Consider the following 19,200-nt stretch of genomic DNA (forward strand, 5'->3'; position numbering starts at 1 on the left):
CCGACATCCCCCCGCAAACATAAAGCACCTGCCCCGTCACAAACCCCGCGCGCCGGTCCAGAAACATCGCCACGGTATGCGCGACCTCATCCGGCCGGCCAACCCGCCCCATGGGAATCGCCGCCTCCAGCGCCAGCGTCTTCGGCGCCCCCGGTGGGTTGGACTGGTTGAACAGCTCGGTCGCGACCGGCCCCGGCGCCACGGTGTTCACGGTGATGCCATCGCCCGCCAGTTCCAGCGCCCAGGTCCGCGTCATGCCCGCCAGCCCGGCCTTGGACGCCCCATACACCGACCGCCCACCTTTGCCCAGCGCGGCCCGGCTGCCGATGTTCACCACGCGCCCGTACTTCGCCTGCCGCATGCCCGGCAACAGCGCCTGCATCAGCAGGATCGGCGCGGTCACGTTCAGCGCCATCGTCCGCGCCAGTTCCTCTTGCGTGATGTCCTCGATGTTGGCCACCTGGATCATCCCCGCGTTGTTGACCAGATGCAGCACCGGCTGCTGCGCGGCAAGCTCACGACCCGCGGCGATGGTCGCCGCCGCGTCGCACAGATCCACCGAGCGAAAAGTCTCGCCCGGAAGCAGTATCTCGGGCGACGTGCGGCTGAAATTGACGACGTGAAAGCCGTCTTCGATCAGCCGCGCGACGATGGCACGGCCGATTCCCCGGCTTGCGCCGGTGACGAGAGCGATAGGTGGGTTCATTGCGCCTTGATTCCCTGGTCCTTGATGAGTCCGCCCCACTTCTTGCGTTCGGCGGATTCGAACGCGGCCAAATCCTTGCCAAACAGCGTGCCTGGCTTGGCGCCCATGGTGGCGAAATTGGCGGCGATGGCCGGCGTCGCCAAGCCGCTGCGGGCGGCGGCGATCAATTGCTCGACGACCGGGGCCGGCGTGTTGCGCGGTGCATACAGCGCAAACCATGCGGTGACATCGAACCCCGGCAATCCGGACTCGGCGACGGTCGGCAGGTTTGGCACCGACGGATCGCGCGCGGCCGACGTCACCGCCACCCCGCGCACCAGATTGCCGTCCTTGATCTGCGCCAGCGCGCCCGGCAGGTTGTCGAACAGGAGATCCACCTGCCCGCCCGCCACCGCCGGCAGCGACGCCGACGTGCCCTTAAATGGCACGTGCAGCATCGTCACCCCCGCCATCGCCTCGAAGTACGCCCCCGTCAGGTGCACCGAAGAACCGATGCCGGGCGACGCATAGGTCAGCTTCTTGTCTGCGGACTGCTTGGCCGCCTTGATCACGTCCGCCACCGTCTTGTAGGGCGACTTTGCGCTGACGGCGATGACATTAGGCGTGGTGGACACCAGCGCGATCGGCACGAGGTCGCGCTCGGGATCGAACGGCATGTTGCCGTAGAGAAACTGGTTGATCGTCTGCGTGCCGATCGTGCCCAGCCCCAGCGTGTAGCCGTCGGCCTTCGCCCGGGCGACGTAAGCCATGCCGATATTGCCGCCCGCGCCCGGTTTGTTCTCGACCAGCACCGTCTGCTTCAGCCCCGGTTGCAGCGCGTTCGCGATGGCCCGGCCAAAGAGGTCCGCGCCCCCGCCCGGCGGATACGGCACAACCACGGTCACGGGATGCTCGGGATAGCCAGCGGCGTGGACCGCGGGAAGCGCCAGAACGGCCAGCGCGGCAAGGGCGAAGCGCCATCCGGCGCGCGGATGCGGCAATTGCGTCATGGTCTCGTCTCCTAACGAATCCGCTGATTGCGGATTTCTTTTTAAAGTACGTAAATACGTACTATATTCATAAGAACATGAAAAACCGACAGGAGACAAGCAGATGAAACGCTGGACGCAACGCCCCGAAGGTTCCACCTGGGGCGACTTCGGCCCGGACGACGAACTGGGCCGCCTGAACCTGCTGACCGAGGAAAAGGTGCTGCAGGCGGTGCGCGAAGTCCGCGCCGGCAAGGTCTTCTGCCTGTCGCTGCCGCTGGATCTGCCCGGCGGCAACGTGCTCAATCCGCGCCGCCACGCGCCCACCCTCAAGCCCACCTTCCGCGAAGGCACACCCTATCTGAACTTTGCGATGTCGCAGGTGCAGCCCGAAGCCATCGACGTGCTGTCGGACGATCAGGTCACGCTCTCTATGCAATATTCCACCCAGTGGGACGGCCTGTGCCACGTGGGAGCAATGTTCGACATCCAGGGCGACGGCCAGGCGCGCCGCGTTTACTACAACGGCTACGCCGCCGGCGTGGACGTGTTTGGCGGCGCCGATCCGGACAACTCGGAAACCGCCTGCTGCCCGCCGGGCGGCTCGTATGCGCGCAAGCTCAGCGTCAGCCGCTACGCCGAAAAAGGCATGCAGGGCCGCGGCGTGCTGGTGGATCTGGCGCGCGCCTTCGGCCCCGGCCGCACGATCGTCGGCCATGAGCAACTTCAAGCTGCCATGCGCGAACAGGACGCCCTGCCCGAGCCCGGCGACATGCTGGTGCTGCGGACCGGTTTCGCGGAAGCCGTCGTGGCCATGAATGGCCAGCCCGATCCGCACCAGCTTGAGCAAACGGGCGCGGTGCTGGACGGCGCCGACCCCGCGCTGCTGGACTGGATCACGCGATCCGGCATCGCGGCCATCTGCGCCGACAACTACGCGGTGGAATCGTATCCGGCACGCACGTCCGGCCCCGGCCATTCCATCCTGCCGCTGCACCACCATTGCCTCTTCAAGCTGGGCGTGCCGCTGGCCGAACTGTGGTATCTGAAGGACCTGGCCGACTGGCTCCACGCAAACGGCCGCAGCCGGTTCCTGCTGACCGCCCCGCCGCTGCGCATGCCCGGCGCGGTGGGTTCGCCCGTGACGCCCATTGCCACGGTGTAAGCCATGCCCCTGCCGTACTCGACCTTCTCCGACCACCTGGATGCGCTGGCCGCCCGCAAGCCCGATGCCATTGCACTGATCGACCGCGACCAGCCGGTCAGCTTCGCAGACCTGCGCACGCGCAGCCTGGCGCTGGCGGCGGGCCTGTCCCGCATCGGCGTACAGCCCGGCCACCGCGTTGCCGTCTGGCTGCCCAATTGCGCGGCCTGGGTCGAATCCTTTCTTGCGTGCGCCCACCTGGGCGCGCTGGTGCTGGCCGTCAACACGCGTTTCCGGTCGGTGGAGGTGGCCGACATCCTGGGTCGCGGCCGCGCCGACTGGCTGGTGTACTGGCCGGATTTCAAGGGCATCGACTTCCAGGGCATTCTGGATGGCGTGGCGCCGGTCGATGTGGATCAGTTGCAGGGCGCAGTCGCGCTGGCCGGGCCCGACGAACTCCCTCCGGCATCGCTTCACGGCAAACCGGTGCATCGGTACGACGCGCTGCTGGCCTGCGCCGACCCCGCACCCATCGCGCAAGCCAATGCCGGCGTGCTGTGCTTCACCACGTCCGGCACCACGTCCAAACCCAAGTTCGTCCTGCACGATCAAAAGACCTTGCTGCGGCACGGCGCGATGGTCGCGCAGGCGTTCGGCTATGACGACCGGGCCTGCGTCCTGGCCAGCGCGCCGTTCTGCGGCGCCTTCGGTTTTGCGACGCTGGCCGGCGGCCTGGCGCGCGGCGTGCCCGTCGTGTGCGCGCCCGTCTTCGATGCCGCCCAATCGGCGCAGGCCATTGCCCGCCACGCCGTCACCCACACCTACGCCAACAACGAGGCGCTGGTCGGCATGATGCAGGCCGCCGCGCCCGGCGGGTTTGCGTCCGTGCAGTTGTTCGGCTTTGCCAGCTTCACGCCCGCGCTGGGCAACATGCTGGACCTGGCCGGCGCGGCAGGTGTCCCGCTCGCGGGCCTTTACGGCTCCAGCGAACTGATCGCACTGGTAGCCGGCCAGCCCCGCGACCCCGCCGACGGCGACGTGTCCGCCCGCCACCAGCCCGGCGGCACGCTCATCTACCCCACCGCCCGCGTACGCGCCCGCGATCCCGAGAGCGGCCAGGTGCTGCCGCACGGGCAGTCCGGCGAAATCGAAATCCTGTCGCCCAGCCTGATGCAGGGCTACCTGGACAACCTGGACGCCACCCGCGCCGCCGTGACGGGCGACGGCTACTTCAAGACGGGCGATCTGGGCTACACGCTGACCGACCGCCAGTTCGTGTTCCAGACCCGGATGGGCGACTCGCTGCGGCTGTCTGGCTTTCTGGTCAATCCGGTGGAGATCGAACAGGTCGTCGAGACCCTGCCCGGCATACGCGCCTGCCAGGTGGTCGGCGCGACGCGCAACGGCAAGATCGTGCCCTACGCCTTCGTGCTGCTGCAGGAAGGCGCGCAGGCCGACCCGGCCGGCTGGACCGCGGCGTGCAAGGCGGCGATGGCCGGTTTCAAGGCGCCGGCGGGCTTTACCGTGCTGGACGCCTTTCCGTCGGTCGAAAGCGCCAACTCGGTCAAGATACAGAAGCACCGGCTGCGCGAGATGGCGGACGCTATGCTCTCGGCTTCCGAGTCATAACCCCCCGACCCGCCATGCCCGCCCGCAAGCTTTTTTCGCGCAGTCCCCAGCCGCTTTACCTGCAGGCCGCCGCGCTGTTTCGCAGCCACATCCAGAACCGGACGTGGCGGCCCGGACAGCAGATTCCGCCGCTGGAATCGCTGATGGAGACCTACGGCATCTCGCGCGCGACCATCCGCCAGGCGTTCGGCCTGCTGGAAGAGGACGGCCTGATCCGGCGTTCGCGCGGCTCTGGCACCTTCGTGAACGCCGAGCTGCCCGAAACGCCCACGCTGCTCATTCCCAAGACCTGGGCCGAAACCGTCGAACTGAGCAACCAGCTCGGCACGGTGTCGCTGGTGGAGTCCAGCGCCGACTCGCCCCTGCCCGATACGCTGGGCATGCCGTGCGGCGCAGACCGCAGCGGCAGCTTCCAGTACCTGCGGCGCGTTCACACGACGGACGCCGGCCCCTTCTGCTACAGCGAGGTCTTCCTGGACAGCGGCCTCTTCAGAAAGCACCGCGCCCGCATCCAGAAAAGCACCGTCGCCCCCGTGCTGGACCAGTTCTACGGCGCGCGCATCTCCGAGGCTCGCCAGGTCCTCAATGTGATCGAGGCCGGCCAGGAATCCGCGGAATCGCTGCAGATTCCCGTGTCTTCGCCGGTGGCCGAGCTGCGCCGCTATGCCTGCATCGACGGCCGCGTGGTGTATTTCGCGCGGCTGGAGTTTCCGTTCCGCAAGGTGCGGATGGAATTCGACCTGCTCACCAGCCGCTGAACGCGCCGCCCAAACCGCCCAAGGAGAACACCGCCCCCATCACCGACCGCCGCCGTCCGAACACACAGGGTGCAGCAGCAAATAAAACCTACATTGCGCCCGCCATATCCGAAAAGAATCCGGCATACAGGGAGACAACCATGAGACATGCCGACAGGACCCGGATTTCAATGCAGTGCCGCAGCACGTTCGTTCGATTGTTCGCCGCGACCGCTCTTGCCGCCACCGGCGCGCACGCGCAAGCGCCCGCCCCCGCCGTTTCCGACGACGTGGTTCGGCTTGGCCTGATCCTGGACATGAGCGGCGTCTATGCCGACGTGACCGGCAAGGGCAGCGCCACCGCGGCCGAGATGGCGATTGCCGACTTCGGCGGCACCGTGCTGGGCAAGAAGGTAGACCTGCTGGTGGTGGACCACCAGAACAAGGCCGACATCGCCGCCGCCAAGGCGCGCGAGTGGTATGACATCCAGAAGGTCGACGCCATCATGGACGTCGCCGGCTCCGCGCCCGCGCTGGCCGTGCTGGAGGTGGCGCGGGAAAAGAAGAAGATCGTCGTCTTCAGCGGACCGGGCACCGAGCGCATCACCAACGACCTGTGCTCGCCCTATTCCGTGCACTACACCTACGACACCTGGTCGCTCGCCAACACCACCGCGCGCGCCACCGTCGAGCAAGGCGGCAAGAGCTGGTACTTCCTGACCGCCGACTACGCGTTCGGCCACACGTTGCAGGCCTCGGCCACCGACGTCGTGAAGGCCAACGGCGGCACGGTGCTGGGCGCCTCGCGCCACCCGCTGGGCTCCAGCGACTTCGCCTCGTACCTGCTGCAGGCACAGGCCAGCAAGGCGCAGGTCGTGGGGCTGGCCAACGCGGGCGGCGACACGGTCAACGCCATCAAGGCGGCCAGCGAGTTCGGGTTGACCAAGGGCGGGCAGAAGATGGCGGGCCTGCTGCTCTACATCAACGACATCCACGCCATCGGCCTGGACGCCGCCGCCGGACTGACGCTGACCGAAGCCTTTTATTGGGACATGAATGACCAGACGCGCGCCTGGTCGCAGCGCTACTTCGACAAGCTCAAGAAGATGCCCAACATGAGCCAGGCGGGCACGTACTCGTCGGTCATGCACTACCTGAAGGCGGTGCAGGCGGCTGGCACGGACGAGCCGACCGCGGTCATGAAGCAGATGAAGGCCACGCCGATCAACGACTTCTTCGCCACCAACGGCCGCATCCGCGAAGATGGCCGCATGGTGCACGACATGTACCTGTTCGAGGTCAAGAAGCCGTCGGAATCCAAACGGCCGTGGGACTACTACAAGCTGGTGGCCACGCTGCCGGGGGATCAGGCCTTCATGCCGCTGTCGCGGTCAACCTGCCCGCTGGTCAAGAAGTAGCGCGGCAAGCGGGCGCGGCGGGTAACTCCCGCCGCGTTATCCTTGCCGCTTTGCCTTTCGCCGCTCCGACATGCCGCAACGCGCAGCCCGCATCATCGAGGGAAAGTTTGACCAGCTCCGGCTGGCCACGCCGGTACGGCGAAACGATGTCTTCCTGCGGATCGGCGCGGAGACGATCTGGGGTTCCGGGCTGGACCCATCGCACATCGCCTTGCTGCGCGCCTTCCACGACAAAGGCACCGCCGTGCGCGTTGGCGTGCTGCAGGCCGAGCATGGCCTGAACCACTTTTGCTGGGCCGTGCCCGCGCAGGGCAAACCCATTGCCCCGCTCACTTACCAGACCGCGCAACGGCGCAGCGGACGCGAGGCCGCCATCTGCAGCGCCGTGGGCGTGACCGCCCTGGGCGGGGCGTGGCTGTCTGGGGTAGCCACGCTGCCGCGCGTATTCCTGATGGTGTTCGCGCTCGCGATCGCGTTGATGGCCCTGGTGCTTGCCGCGAATGCCTTGCGTGTCCTCTGGCACAACCGCCGCGATCGGCCGCGCATCCTTGCCAGCGAGGCCCAGTTCGATCCCACCCGGAGGCCAGCGGCCACGAACGCCGCACCAGCCACCCCGCCGCTGCGGCAGGAACCCGCCGCGCTGACGCAGGATGGCGATCCGCCGCTGCTCCTGATCCGGGGCAAGCTCGACGGGATCACGCATGAAACGCGGCATGTGCACAAGGGTCCGACCTACGGCCATTACCGCTTTTCCGTTCAAGGCCGGCAGTTTCAGATGACGGTCGACGAATCGCTGGGAAGCTGGCAGCCGTTCCTGGCGCAGAACGATTACGTCGAGATCGCCGTCAATGCCCAACCGGCGCCGGACGAACCGCATGCGGTGTATGCCTTGCGCAATCAGGAGGACGGACGCGCCTACATGTGCCATCTGCGCTTCCGCGCCTATCCCGGCCGCGACACGCCGGTCGGCGTCGGCATGAACCAGCGCGCGCCCATGCTCAAGACCATCGGCGCGTTGATGCTTGCGGTCTGGCTGTTTCTCATTGGCCTGACCTGGTTCATGGATTCCGAGGCGTTGCAGGGCGACTTTCCGGAACTCGCGCTGTTCATCCTGGGCATGTTCCTGCTGGTTTGGCTGTGCTTTGCACTACCGCTCCTCTGGCTCGACATGCGATGGCGCATGGGCAGGCCGACGCGGCGCCAGCGCATCACCGAACGCATCTACACGCTGCTTGATCTGGGCACGCCGTTCGCGCCGAAGCAACGCATCGAAGAGGTGTGAGCGGACCCGCGTATCCTTGCGGGATGCCTGACTGCCGCCGGAGACCCGCATGACCGCCCCCACCCAACGCCCCATCGCCGCCACCATCGCCGCCACCATCGCCGCCGTCGTGCGCGACGGCCAAGTGCTGCTGGTGCGCCGCGCCAACCCGCCCGATCAGGACCGCTGGGCGTTTCCGGGCGGCAAGATCGACGCGGGCGAATTCCTTTTTGACGCCGCGGCGCGCGAACTGCTGGAGGAGACCGGCGTCACGGCCGAGCCGCTGCACGTCTTCGACGCCGTCGACGTCTTCGACCGCGACGACACCGGCGCACTGCGCCGCCACTTCATCCTGATTGCGGTGCTGTGCCGCTGGGTATCCGGCGAACCGGTCGCGGGCGACGACGCTCGTGACGCGCGCTGGGTGTCCCTGGCCGATCTGGACGCCCACGCGCTGGCCACCAGCTTCGGGGTGGCGCAACTGGCGCACAAGGCCGCGGATTTGATGGCGGCCCGCTAAGCGCTCGCCAAGTCCCCATCGCGACGAGTATGCGGCAAGGGCGAATGGCGTCTGCTCACGACGGTGTCAGACACCCGCTCGAAAGGTCATCATCATGCGACGGCCTACAACGGGTGTCAGACACCGTTGAGAGCCCCACTCCAGGTGTCTGACACCCGCATGAGACGACCGGCAACCTACGACGTCCTTCACCGGGTGTCAGACACCGTCCCACCACCCCCCCCCTGCGTCACGAAGCTTTCCGCCCGATACGTTAAGGTGTAGCCCCACACCCCTTGTCTCTTCATTCCTGGAGTACCGAATGACCGGATTGTTCATCGTGGTGGCGGCGCTGGCGTTTCTGATGCTGGCGGCGTATCGAGGCTACAGCGTCATCCTGTGCGCGCCCATTGCAGCCATGGGCGCTGTCCTATTGACAGACGCGTCGGCGCTCGCGCCTGTGTTCTCAGGCATCTTCATGGAGCGTATGGCAGGCTTCGCCAAGCTCTATTTCCCCGTCTTCCTGCTGGGCGCGGTGTTCGGCAAGCTCATCGAACTGTCGGGCTTTTCGCGCGCCATCGTGCAGGCGGTGCTACGGCTGATCGGCGCCGAGCGCGCCATCGTGGCCATCGTGCTGGTATGCGCGGTCCTGACGTATGGCGGCGTGTCGCTCTTCGTGGTGGTGTTCGCGGTCTACCCGTTTGCCGCTGAGATGTTCCGCCAGGGCGGCATCCCCAAGCGCCTGATGCCCGGCGCGATCGCGCTGGGCGCCTTCACCTTCACGATGACGGCGCTGCCCGGCACGCCGCAGATCCAGAACATCATTCCCACCACGTTCTTCGAGACCACGACCTGGGCCGCGCCCTGGCTGGGCCTCATCGGCGCCGCGTTCACGCTGACCGCCGGCATCACCTACCTGGAATGGCGCCGCAAACGCGCCGCCGCGGCTGGCGAGACCTACGGCACGGACCTGCGCAACGAACCCGCGGCGCCCACCGGCGAACGCGACCATCATCCGCTGATCGCGTTGCTGCCGCTGGTGGTCGTGGGCGTCATGAATTTTCTGCTGACACGCTGGATCCCGGGCTGGTACCCGGCCGGTTCCGAAGTCGACCTGCCCGGCCTGGCCAAGCCCCTGCCCGTCAACGCCGAGGAACAGGTGGCGCTGTGGGCCGTGATGGGCGCGCTGATCGCTGGCATCGTCACCATCCTGCTGTTCTCGTTCCGCGCCATCAAGTCGCATTTCGCCGAAGGCAGCAAGAGCGCCGTATCGGGCGCGCTGCTGGCGTCGATGAACACCGCGGCCGAGTACGGATTTGGCGGCGTTATTGCCGCGCTGCCAGGCTTTCTGCTCGTCGCGCAGGCCCTGAAGGCCATTCCCGATCCGCTGGTGGGCGAAGCGGTCGCCGTGACGACGCTGGCCGGCATCACGGGCTCGGCCTCGGGCGGCATGAGCATCGCGCTGGCCGCGATGTCGCAGACCTTCATCGACGGCGCACTGGCGGCGGGCATCCCCATGGAGGTGCTGCACCGGGTCGCCGCGATGGCGAGCGGCGGCATGGACACGCTGCCGCACAACGGCGCGGTCATCACGCTGCTGGCCGTCACCGGCCTCACCCACCGCCAATCCTACGGCGACATCTTCGCCATCACGCTGATATCAACGTTGTCGGTATTCCTGGTGATTGGCGTTTTCTACCTGACCGGCATCGTCTGATCGAACGCGGCGGCAAACACGCCCGCCAGCCACTGCGCGAACACGCGCACCCGCGCCGGCACCTGCCGGTTCTGCGGATACAAGACCGAAACCGGCATGGGCGCGGGCGGCGCGTGGGGCAGCACGATCTTCAGGTGCCCCGCCGCCAGTTCGCGCTCCACGCGATAGCGTGGGACCTGCACCAACCCCAGGCCCGCCAGCGCCGCGCTGGTATAGAGTTCCGCGCCGCTCACGCTGACGACGGCACGCGGGCGCACCTGCACAACGAGCCCGTCCACCAAAAAATCCAGCGGTACGGCGCGGCCCGTCGCGCTGGACACGTAATCCACGGCCAGATGATGTTCCAGCGCCTTCACGCTGTCCGGCATCCCGTGGCGGGCCAGATAGGCGGGACTGGCGACCGTCACCTGCGGCATCTGCGCGATCACCCGCCCGGCCAGCGTGGAGTCTTGCGGCACGCCGGCGCGCAGCACGCAGTCCACGCCTTCGCGCACCAGATCCACCAACCGGTCGTCCTCGCCCAGATGCAGCGCGATGTCGGGATAGCGCTGCAGGAAATCCGGCAGGCCGGGCATCACGAAGAAGCGGGCCAGCGTGCCCTGCGCATTGACCCGCAACAGGCCCTTGGGCGCTTTATCAAGAAAAGCGCCGTCTGCCTCCTCCAGGTCCGCCAGCAACCGCACGCAACGCTGGTAGTGGGCCTCGCCGTCGTGCGTCAGCCGGACCTGCCGCGTGGTGCGGTCCAGCAGGCGCGCGCCCAATCGGGCCTCCATGCGCTTGATCAAGTTGGTGACCGTGGCGCGCGGAATGCGCAGGTCGTCCGACGCCTTGGTGAAACTGCCCCGTTCGGCAATGCGCACGAACACCTGCATTTCCTGAAATCGATCCATGCCCTTGGCCAGTTATCGTTATCGCATTTGTTAACGCAAATGAAATTATCTTAGCAAATCCTGGGTAATTATCTTTGGAACGGAATAGTCGATCATTCCTCTCACCCCACCCATCAAAGGACAGAACCCATGAACGACCAAGCTTCCCCGCGCGTTGCCCTTGTCACCGGCGGCTCGCGCGGCATCGGCGCCGCCATCGTGCGCCGCCTGGCAAATGACGGCTTTGCCGTCGCCATCAACTACGCTTCCAGCGCGGCAGAAGCCGACGCGCTGGCCGGCGAGGTCCGCCAAGCCGGTGGACGCGCCCTGGCCGTGCGCGCCGATGTCGCCAAGCCCGATGACGTGCGCGCGATGTTCGATGCCGTGCAGGCCGAGTTCGGCCGGATCGATGTGCTGGTCAACAGCGCCGGCGTGCTGCAGGTACAGCCGCTGGCCGAAACCAGCGACGACCTGTACGACCGGACGTTCGACATCAACACCCGCGGCACCTTCAACACGCTGCGCGAGGCCGCCGCCCGAATGACCGATGGGGGCAGCATCATCAACGTGTCCAGCACCACCGTCGCTCTCAACCTGCCCGGCTACTCGGTCTACATCGCCAGCAAGGCCGCCGTCGAAAGCCTGACGCAGGTCTTCGCCAAGGAACTGCGCGGACGCCGCATCACCGTCAACGCGGTCGCCCCAGGCCCCGTCGCCACCGAGCTGTTCTTCAAGGGCAAGAGCCCCGAACTGATCGAGCACTACGCCAAAATGCCGCCGCTGGAACGCCTGGGCCAACCGGATGACATCGCGGGCATCGTCTCGTTCCTGGCGGGACCCGACAGCGGGTGGGTAAACGGGCAGATCGTGCGCGCAAACGGCGGCGTGGCCTGAAAATTTTTTGCGTGCGCCGACGCCTCCTGAAGGCGCGCACTCATCCCAACGCACGAGCCCGGCCCTTCGGCCGGGCTTTTCTTTCACGCCGCTGAATGCCGCATATTTGCTGATGTCCTCATCCGTATTACCCATGCACGCCTCGACCGATGGGCCGAGGCGTCATCTCCGGTTTTCAAATTTTCAGTTCGCGCGCTCGGGACTTTGATTTACAGAAAAGTCTGGCCAGTTGGACGAGGTTTGCATGAGACGGAGTCCGTAAGCCGTGGTTTAGCCTGACCCGGCAGTACTCCGACTCACCTTGATCGATTGGACGAAAGCAATGAATCAACTCATTCATCCGGACTGCCACCCCTTTACCGCCGCAGGCAATCTGAAGCAGATCTCCGCGTATTACGAGGAAGGTCGCCGTGTCATGTGGATGATGCTGCGCGCGCAACCGCGCCCGTGCTTTAACCATGAACTCATCGACGAGATCATGACCCTGGCGCGCGCCGCCAAGGACTCCGGCCTGCCCATCGACTTCTGGGTCACGGGCTCGCTGGTGCCGCAGATCTACAACGTCGGCGGCGACCTGAACTTTTTTGCCGAGGCCATCCGCACCGGCAAGCGCGAAGCGCTGCGGGCCTATGCACGCGCTTGCGTCGACTGCGTGCACGCCGCCACGCGCGGTTTTGATACCGGCGCCATTTCGCTCGCCATGATCGAAGGCACCGCGCTGGGCGGCGGCTTCGAGGCCGCGCTGGCCCACCACTTCGTGCTCGCGCAGAACAATGCGCGCATGGGCTTCCCTGAAATGGCGTTCAACCTGTTCCCCGGCATGGGCGGCTATTCGCTCGTCGCGCGCCGCTCGGGCATGAAACTGGCCGAGGAACTGATCAGCACCGGCGAATCGCACACGGCCGAGTGGTACCACGGCCGCGGTCTGGTGGACGTGCTGTTCGAGCCGGGCGAGGCCTTCAAGGCCACGCGCACTTTCATCGACGTGATGCGGCCGAAGCTGAACGGCATGCGCGCCATGCTGCGCGCCCGCCAGCGCGTGCTGGCCCTGCCCCGCGCCGAGCTGATGGACATCACCGAGGACTGGGTCGAGGCCGCCTTCTCCATTGATCCGAAGGACCGTGCCTACATGGAGCGGCTGGTGATGGCGCAGAACCGCCGCACGGCGAGCAGTTCGGAGGCCACCGAAGTGGCCACCATGCACTGATCCGGCTGCAAGCCGCCGGTTGCGTCACGCAATGAGATGCAGCCGGCGGCGCTGCGCCAGCCAGGCGGTGAGCTCTTCCGCGGGCATGGGCTTGGCGTACAGGTAACCCTGCTTGGCGTCCACGCCCAGCGTATCCAGGAAGACGGTTTCTTCCTGGGTTTCCACGCCCTCGGCGATCACCTGAAGTTCAAGCGTGCGCGCCACGGCGACGATGGCGCGCGCAAGCGCCTGCGACACCGGATTCTCGTTGACGCCCCTCACGAAGCTGGCGTCAAGCTTGATCGCGTCCAGCGGAATGCGCGCCAGCTGCGACAGCGACGAATAGCCCGTGCCGAAATCATCCAGATGCACGTGCGCCCCCAATTGCCGGAACTGCTTGATGAGTTCGATGGCGGCGTCTTCATCGTCGATCAGGCAGCTTTCCGTGAGCTCGATGTCGACCAGGCAGGGGTTGAGGTTCGCGTCGCTGATGGCCCGCATGAACTCGCTGACCACGCCCTTGTCGTCTAGCTGGCGGGCCGACATGTTGATCGCGATGCGCAGATTCAGGCCCTCGCGCTTCCAGGCCGCGGCCTGCCGTGCGGCTTCGCGCATCACCCAGACACCCAGCGGCGAGATGAGGCCCGATTCCTCGGCATACGGGATGAAAGTATCGGGGCCCACCATGCCGCGCTCGGGTGAACGCCAGCGCACCAGCGCTTCCACGCCGTCGACCTCGCCCGTGCGGCCGACCAGCTTGGGCTGGTAGTACAGCATCAGGTGGTTCTCGGCCAGCGCCTTGCGAAGGTTCGTGTCCAGCCAGACATAGTCCGCGTTGCGGCGGTCCATATCGGGCTGGAACACGCGGTACGTATGGCGGCCCGCTTCCTTGGCCACATACATGGCGATATCCGCGCTGCGCACCACGCTGTCCAGGTCTGCGCCGTGGTCGGGGTACATCGCGATGCCGATGGAGCAACTGGTGTAGACCTCGATGAGGCCTTGGCGGAAGGGTTCGCGCAGCCGGTCGATGATGCGCTGCGCCGTCGCCTCAAGCTGCCAGGCCTGCGCCTCTTCCTGCAGCACGATGAACTCATCGCCGCCCAGGCGCGCCAGCGTCTGGCCTTCGGACAGGCAGGTCGAAATGGCCACCGCCACTGCTTTCAACAGCCGGTCGCCAAAGCCGTGGCCGTAGTGATCGTTGATGCGCTTGAAGTTGTCCAGGTCCAGGAACAGCACGCCGCCCCGCCCTTCCCGGCCCGCCGCCAGTGCCGCCTTCAACCGCGACGTGATCGCGTGGCGGTTGGGCAGGTTGGTCAGCATGTCGGTATTGGCCAGTACCCGCAGACGCTCCTGCGCCTGGCGTTCTTCGGTGATGTCCGTGCCCGAGCAGATCAGGTAGACCCGCTTTTCGCCGCTGCCGCTGGTGACGAACTTATTGCGGAACAGGAACAGGCGCGGGCCCTTGACCGTGTTGATCGTGCGCTCGACCTCGTACGACTGCCCGCGCTTGTAGAACTCGGCGATATTGCGCCGCGAGGCAATGGCCTCTTCGCGCGTCATGAACATCTCGAAGACGCTGCGGCCCACGATGTCCTGCTCGCGCTTGCCGGTATATTCCTCGCTGAGCTTGTTGAAGCGCTGCACGCGCCCGTTCTGGTCGACGATCACGATGACCGAATTCGCTTCGGACACCACCGTTTCGGCAAACGACAGGCCTTCGACGAGGTCCTTTGCGACGGATTCGGTATCGGTGTGGGCCGATGCGGTGCCGGCCCATTCGTTGGGATTGATCTTGCGGCCGACCAGGTGCAGATGCAGCAGATCGCCATACAGCATGATGTCGATACGCACGCTGGACGTGATGCCCGTCAGGCTGCGCACGGCTTCGGCCTGATCTGGGCGCAAGGCCATGGCGATATTGGTCGCGCCCTTGACTGCGGCGAGTTCAATCGCATCGCTATCGGCGGACAACCGCCAATATGGGCTCTGCGTACCGAAATGCGTGTGCAGGATCGACTTTTCGTCCTGGTTCTCAGTCATTGGTATCCCCCCGCCGTCCTAAGGCCCGCGAAACACATTACGGTCTACTGAATTTGGGGTCAACCACCTTTTCGGGGCCTGAGATCTCTTTATTGCGGTTTATTGCGCGGCCGTTCAGTGGCGTTATGCAATTCTGTGAAATACAGCGGCTTTCCCAGCGCAGTGCACAAATTGGCGGAAGCGATTATTTCGGTTCCTTTCAGTAGCCGCAAAAAAGAGAACGCCGAAAATCCGTGGCGGATTTCCGGCGTTTGGCGGAATGGGGCGCGGCGCGCCGGCAGAAGCGGCTTATTCGCCCTTCACGCCCGCCTCGTCGATCACCTTGGTCCAGCGTGCGACTTCGGCAGACACGCGTGCGCTGGCGTCCGCGGGCGTCGTCCACGTGGCGATCGCGCCCTGGTTCAAGAGCGACGCCTTGACCTCGGGCTTGGCCAGAATCTTCTTGAGCTCGGCATTCAGGCGGTCGATGACCGGCGCCGGCGTGTTGGCCGGGGCCACGATGCCGAACATCGAGCTGACCTCGAAGTCCTTCAGGCCGGCTTCGGCGGCGGTGGGCACGTCAGGCAGCGCATCGACGCGTTGCGGCGAGGTCACCGCCAGCGCGCGCAGCTTGCCCGCCTTGATGTTGCCCTGCGCGGCAGGCACCGTCTCGATCATGCTGAGCACCTGGCCGCCCATCAGGTCGGTCATCGCGGGGCCGCTGCCCTTGTAGGGCACGTGCAGGATGTCGGCGCCCGCGGTGCGCTTGAACATTTCGCCGGCCAGATGCTGGGGCGAGCCGTTGCCGGCAGACGCCATGGTCACGTAGCCCGGCTTGGACTTGGCCAGCGCGATGAATTCGGGCAGCGTCTTGGCCGGCACCGACGGGTTCACCACGAACACCAGGGGCACCGTGCCCACGATGGCGACCGGCGCGAAGCTCTTTTCCACGTCATAGGTGACGCGGCCGCGGTACAGCGCGGCGTTGATGGAGTGGCTGGTCAGCGCGCCCATCAGCAGCGTGTAGCCGTCGGGCTGGGCCTTGGCGACCTGGTCCGCACCGATGTTGCCGGCAGCGCCCGCGCGGTTTTCCACGACCACGGTCTGGCCCAGCGCGCCCGTCAATTCCTGCGCAAGCACGCGGCCGATCACGTCGGTGGCGCCGCCGGGCGGGTAAGGCACGATCATGCGGATGGGCTTGTCGGGATAGGCGTCGGCCGAGTACGCCGGGGCAGCAATACCGGCGCATACGGCCAGCAGGGAAAACAGCACGGCGCGGCGCGGCCGCAGACGCAGGTCTGACATGTGGTCTCTCCAGCCGGGATGGGTATAGGAATGATCGGACGCCCGGTTCGTCAACGGCGCCAGTGTAGGGGTCCGCTCTTGATTGAAGAATCGGTATTTTTCTATCGACTGATCTTCAATTCAGATCAATAGCCGCACCGCCATAAACCGCTTGCAGGCCGCCTGAAGGGCTGGATATGATGTCGAACCTGGATTATCAATAATATTATCGGGACTGAAAATGACGGACGAGACCAAGGGCGGCAAGCCCGGCAAGGGCCCCTTTGACAGCGACAGCGCCACCGCGCAAGGTGTCGCCCGCGGGCTGACCAATTACGGCGACAAGGGTTTTTCGCTGTTCCTGCGCAAGGCCTTCATCAAGGGCGCCGGTCTGTCGGACGACGCGCTGGCGCGTCCCATCATCGGTATCGTCAACACCGGCAGCAGCTATAACCCCTGCCACGGCAACGCGCCGCAGCTCATCGAGGCCGTCAAGCGCGGCGTCATGCTGGCCGGCGGCCTGCCCATGGACTTTCCCACCATCTCGGTGCACGAGAGCTTCTCGCAGCCCACCAGCATGTATCTGCGCAACCTCATGTCCATGGACACCGAGGAAATGATCCGCGCGCAGCCGATGGACGCCGTCGTGCTGATCGGCGGATGCGACAAGACCGTGCCCGCGCAGCTGATGGGCGCCGCCTCCGCCGGCGTGCCCGCCATCCAGCTCGTCACCGGCTCGATGCTGACCGGCTCGCACCGCGGTGAACGCGTGGGCGCCTGCACGGACTGCCGCCGCTACTGGGGCCGCTACCGCGCCGAAGAGATCGATGCCGTCGAGATCGCCGATGTGAACAACCAGCTTGTCGCCAGCGTGGGCACCTGTTCCGTCATGGGAACGGCCAGCACCATGGCCTGCATCACCGAGGCCTTGGGCATGATGGTGTCGGGCGGCGCGTCCGCCCCGGCCGTCACCGCCGACCGCGTCCGCGTGGCCGAACACACCGGCGCGACGGCCGTCGCCATGGCGGCCTCGCGCCTGACCCCGGACCGCATCCTGAACGGCAAGTCCATCGAAAACGCCCTGCGCGTGCTGCTCGCCATCGGCGGGTCGACCAACGGCATCGTCCACCTGACCGCCATCGCCGGCCGCCTGGGCATCGACATCGACCTGGCCGGCCTGGACCGCATCAGCCGCGAGACGCCCGTGCTCGTCGACCTGAAGCCGTCTGGCCAACACTATATGGAAGACTTTCACGACGCGGGCGGCATGCCGGCGCTGCTGCGCGAGTTGCGCCCGTTCCTGCATCTGGACGTCCTCACCGTGTCCGGCCGCACGCTGCGCGAAGAACTGGACGACGCTCCGCCGCCCTTCAAGCAGGACGTCATCCGAACGGCAGACGCGCCGATCTATCCGGTCGGCGGCCTGGCCGTGCTGCGCGGCAACCTCGCGCCCGGCGGCGCCATCATCAAGCAATCGGCAGCCAACCCCAAGCTGATGGAGCACGAAGGCCGTGCCGTCGTGTTCGAGGACGCCGAAGACATGGCGCGCCGCATCGACGACGACGCGCTGGACGTGACGGCCGACGACATCCTGGTGCTCAAGCGCATCGGCCCCACCGGCGCGCCCGGCATGCCCGAAGCCGGCTACATGCCCATTCCCAAGAAGCTGGCGCGCGCGGGCGTCAAGGACATGGTCCGGATCTCGGACGGCCGCATGAGCGGCACCGCGGCCGGCACCATCGTGCTGCACGTCACGCCCGAATCCGCCATCGGCGGCCCGCTGGCCTACGTGCAGAACGGCGACCGCATCCGCCTGTCGGTCGCCCGGCGCGAGATCGCGCTGCTGGTCGACGACGCCGAGCTGGCGCGCCGCACCGCCGCCAAGCCCATCACCCGCCCCACCGCCGACCGTGGCTACCGCAAGCTGTTCCTGCAGTCCGTGACGCAGGCCGACCAGGGCGTCGACTTCGACTTCCTGCGCGCCGGCGTCACGAACGACACGGTCCCGAAGAAGTAACCCCAACGCTCGCCATGAACGCCATCACGCCCGCCGCTTTGCAGGAACCCGCCCCCGACGCCGTCCAGGCAGCGGTGGCCACGCTGGAAGAGGACATCGTCTTCGGCCGGCTACATCCGCGCGAACGCCTGACCGAGGACGAGCTGATGGCGCGCTTTGGCATGAAGCGGCACGCGGTGCGCCAGGTGCTGGTCGACCTGGAATTGCTGGGCGTGGTCGAGAAAAAGCGCAACATCGGTGCGGTGGTGCGCGCGTTTTCCGTGCGCGAGGTAATGGAACTGTATGCCTTGCGTGAAGTGCTGGAAGTGCACGCCGCCCGCCAGATGCCGCTGCCCGTGTCCGAGGCGCGGCTGGCCGCGCTGGTGGCGGTGCAGCGCGAGCACGACGCCGCCGTCGCCGCCGGCGACGCGCGCCGCGTGTTCCGCAGCAACCAGCGCTTTCATCGAGAATTCGTGGGCCTTCTGGACAACGCGGTGCTGGGACAGGCCATCGAAGAGTACGCGCGCCGGACCCACCCGATCCGCTTCGGTTCACTGGTGACGGCCGGCCATCGCGAACGCGCCCGCCAGGAACACTGGACGATGATCCAGGCGCTGCGCGATGGCGACCGCGACGCGCTGATGGCGGTGTGCCGCGATCACCTGATCCCGTCGCGCGATGCCTATCTGGCCTCGCAACAGGCGTATGCGCAAACCCAGGGCGCCTATCTGGTCCCTGCCGCGCCGCTCTGACGTTTAACGGCAACGCCCGGTTCCCCGCAACCGGCAACAATTTGACAAGCCCTGCCCGGAATCGGTAATAATAACAATTACTATTTCCAGAAATTCGCATGTGCAGTTGTCCCGCCTC

Annotated in this window: 16 protein-coding genes; 11 read left to right on the forward strand and 5 right to left on the reverse strand. The window is 66.3% G+C overall.

From position 1 onward, the window contains the following. Together AC6LJW_RS26570 and AC6LJW_RS26575 are read right to left on the reverse strand one after the other, a co-directional pair. Nucleotides 1–706: SDR family oxidoreductase (locus AC6LJW_RS26570; RefSeq protein WP_498088733.1), on the reverse strand; the 706-nt coding region annotated here is incomplete at its 3' end. Beyond that, nucleotides 703–1,695 carry a Bug family tripartite tricarboxylate transporter substrate binding protein gene (locus tag AC6LJW_RS26575; RefSeq protein ID WP_427986224.1) on the reverse strand — a complete coding sequence of 331 codons (993 nt, stop codon included), beginning with the start codon at nt 1,693–1,695 and terminating at the stop codon, nt 703–705. The genes AC6LJW_RS26570 and AC6LJW_RS26575, both read right to left, overlap by 4 nt. A gap of 103 nt (nt 1,696–1,798) precedes the next feature. On the opposite strand from AC6LJW_RS26575, the gene AC6LJW_RS26580 reads away from it, so the two are divergent. From AC6LJW_RS26580 to AC6LJW_RS26610, 7 genes are all read left to right on the forward strand, one after another. Continuing rightward, nucleotides 1,799–2,839, forward strand: a complete 1,041-nt coding sequence (locus AC6LJW_RS26580; protein ID WP_498088734.1) for a cyclase family protein — start codon at nt 1,799–1,801, stop codon at nt 2,837–2,839. 3 nt (nt 2,840–2,842) lie between these two features. Next, on the forward strand, nt 2,843–4,447 hold the full coding sequence (locus AC6LJW_RS26585; protein WP_498088735.1) for an AMP-binding protein: 1,605 nt from the start codon (nt 2,843–2,845) through the stop codon (nt 4,445–4,447). 14 nt (nt 4,448–4,461) lie between these two features. Continuing rightward, nucleotides 4,462–5,205 (forward strand): GntR family transcriptional regulator, encoded by a 744-nt coding sequence (locus AC6LJW_RS26590; protein WP_056569923.1) that lies wholly within the window; start codon nt 4,462–4,464, stop codon nt 5,203–5,205. A gap of 170 nt (nt 5,206–5,375) precedes the next feature. Then, a complete protein-coding gene (locus AC6LJW_RS26595; protein ID WP_498088742.1) occupies nt 5,376–6,602 on the forward strand; it encodes an ABC transporter substrate-binding protein in 1,227 nt (408 codons plus the stop codon). A 70-nt stretch (nt 6,603–6,672) separates the two neighbouring features. After that, a complete protein-coding gene (locus AC6LJW_RS26600) occupies nt 6,673–7,884 on the forward strand; it encodes a hypothetical protein (RefSeq protein ID WP_498088736.1) in 1,212 nt (403 codons plus the stop codon). 49 nt (nt 7,885–7,933) lie between these two features. Then, complete coding sequence (locus AC6LJW_RS26605; RefSeq protein ID WP_498088737.1) at nt 7,934–8,383, forward strand: NUDIX hydrolase; 450 nt, start codon at nt 7,934–7,936, stop codon at nt 8,381–8,383. A 301-nt stretch (nt 8,384–8,684) separates the two neighbouring features. After that, nucleotides 8,685–10,079 carry a GntP family permease gene (locus AC6LJW_RS26610; RefSeq protein ID WP_056569919.1) on the forward strand — a complete coding sequence of 465 codons (1,395 nt, stop codon included), beginning with the start codon at nt 8,685–8,687 and terminating at the stop codon, nt 10,077–10,079. On the opposite strand, the gene AC6LJW_RS26615 is transcribed toward AC6LJW_RS26610, so the two are convergent. Next, nucleotides 10,058–10,969: a LysR family transcriptional regulator gene (locus AC6LJW_RS26615; protein WP_498088738.1), complete on the reverse strand. Its 912-nt coding sequence runs from the start codon at nt 10,967–10,969 to the stop codon at nt 10,058–10,060. The genes AC6LJW_RS26610 and AC6LJW_RS26615 overlap by 22 nt on opposite strands. Before the next feature lie 129 nt (nt 10,970–11,098). On the opposite strand from AC6LJW_RS26615, the gene AC6LJW_RS26620 reads away from it, so the two are divergent. Next, nucleotides 11,099–11,842 carry an SDR family oxidoreductase gene (locus tag AC6LJW_RS26620; protein WP_056569916.1) on the forward strand — a complete coding sequence of 248 codons (744 nt, stop codon included), beginning with the start codon at nt 11,099–11,101 and terminating at the stop codon, nt 11,840–11,842. Between the two features lie 322 nt (nt 11,843–12,164). Next, the gene (locus AC6LJW_RS26625) at nt 12,165–13,049 is read left to right on the forward strand and encodes a crotonase/enoyl-CoA hydratase family protein (RefSeq protein ID WP_056569915.1); all 885 of its coding nucleotides are present in this window, start codon (nt 12,165–12,167) and stop codon (nt 13,047–13,049) included. 24 nt (nt 13,050–13,073) lie between these two features. Here AC6LJW_RS26625 and pdeR read toward each other — a convergent pair whose 3' ends face one another. Together pdeR and AC6LJW_RS26635 are read right to left on the reverse strand one after the other, a co-directional pair. Further along, nucleotides 13,074–15,071, reverse strand: a complete 1,998-nt coding sequence (gene pdeR, locus AC6LJW_RS26630) for a cyclic di-GMP phosphodiesterase (RefSeq protein ID WP_056569914.1) — start codon at nt 15,069–15,071, stop codon at nt 13,074–13,076. A gap of 288 nt (nt 15,072–15,359) precedes the next feature. Then, complete coding sequence (locus AC6LJW_RS26635; RefSeq protein ID WP_056569913.1) at nt 15,360–16,355, reverse strand: Bug family tripartite tricarboxylate transporter substrate binding protein; 996 nt, start codon at nt 16,353–16,355, stop codon at nt 15,360–15,362. A 220-nt stretch (nt 16,356–16,575) separates the two neighbouring features. On the opposite strand from AC6LJW_RS26635, the gene AC6LJW_RS26640 reads away from it, so the two are divergent. Together AC6LJW_RS26640 and AC6LJW_RS26645 are read left to right on the forward strand one after the other, a co-directional pair. After that, a complete protein-coding gene (locus tag AC6LJW_RS26640) occupies nt 16,576–18,351 on the forward strand; it encodes an IlvD/Edd family dehydratase (protein ID WP_056569911.1) in 1,776 nt (591 codons plus the stop codon). Between the two features lie 14 nt (nt 18,352–18,365). After that, entirely contained in the window at nt 18,366–19,082 is a 717-nt protein-coding gene (locus AC6LJW_RS26645; RefSeq protein ID WP_056569910.1) for a GntR family transcriptional regulator, read from the forward strand. The last annotated feature ends 118 nt before the right edge of the window (nt 19,083–19,200 follow it).

Source organism: Achromobacter sp. 1012554356 (genome assembly GCF_059760815.1).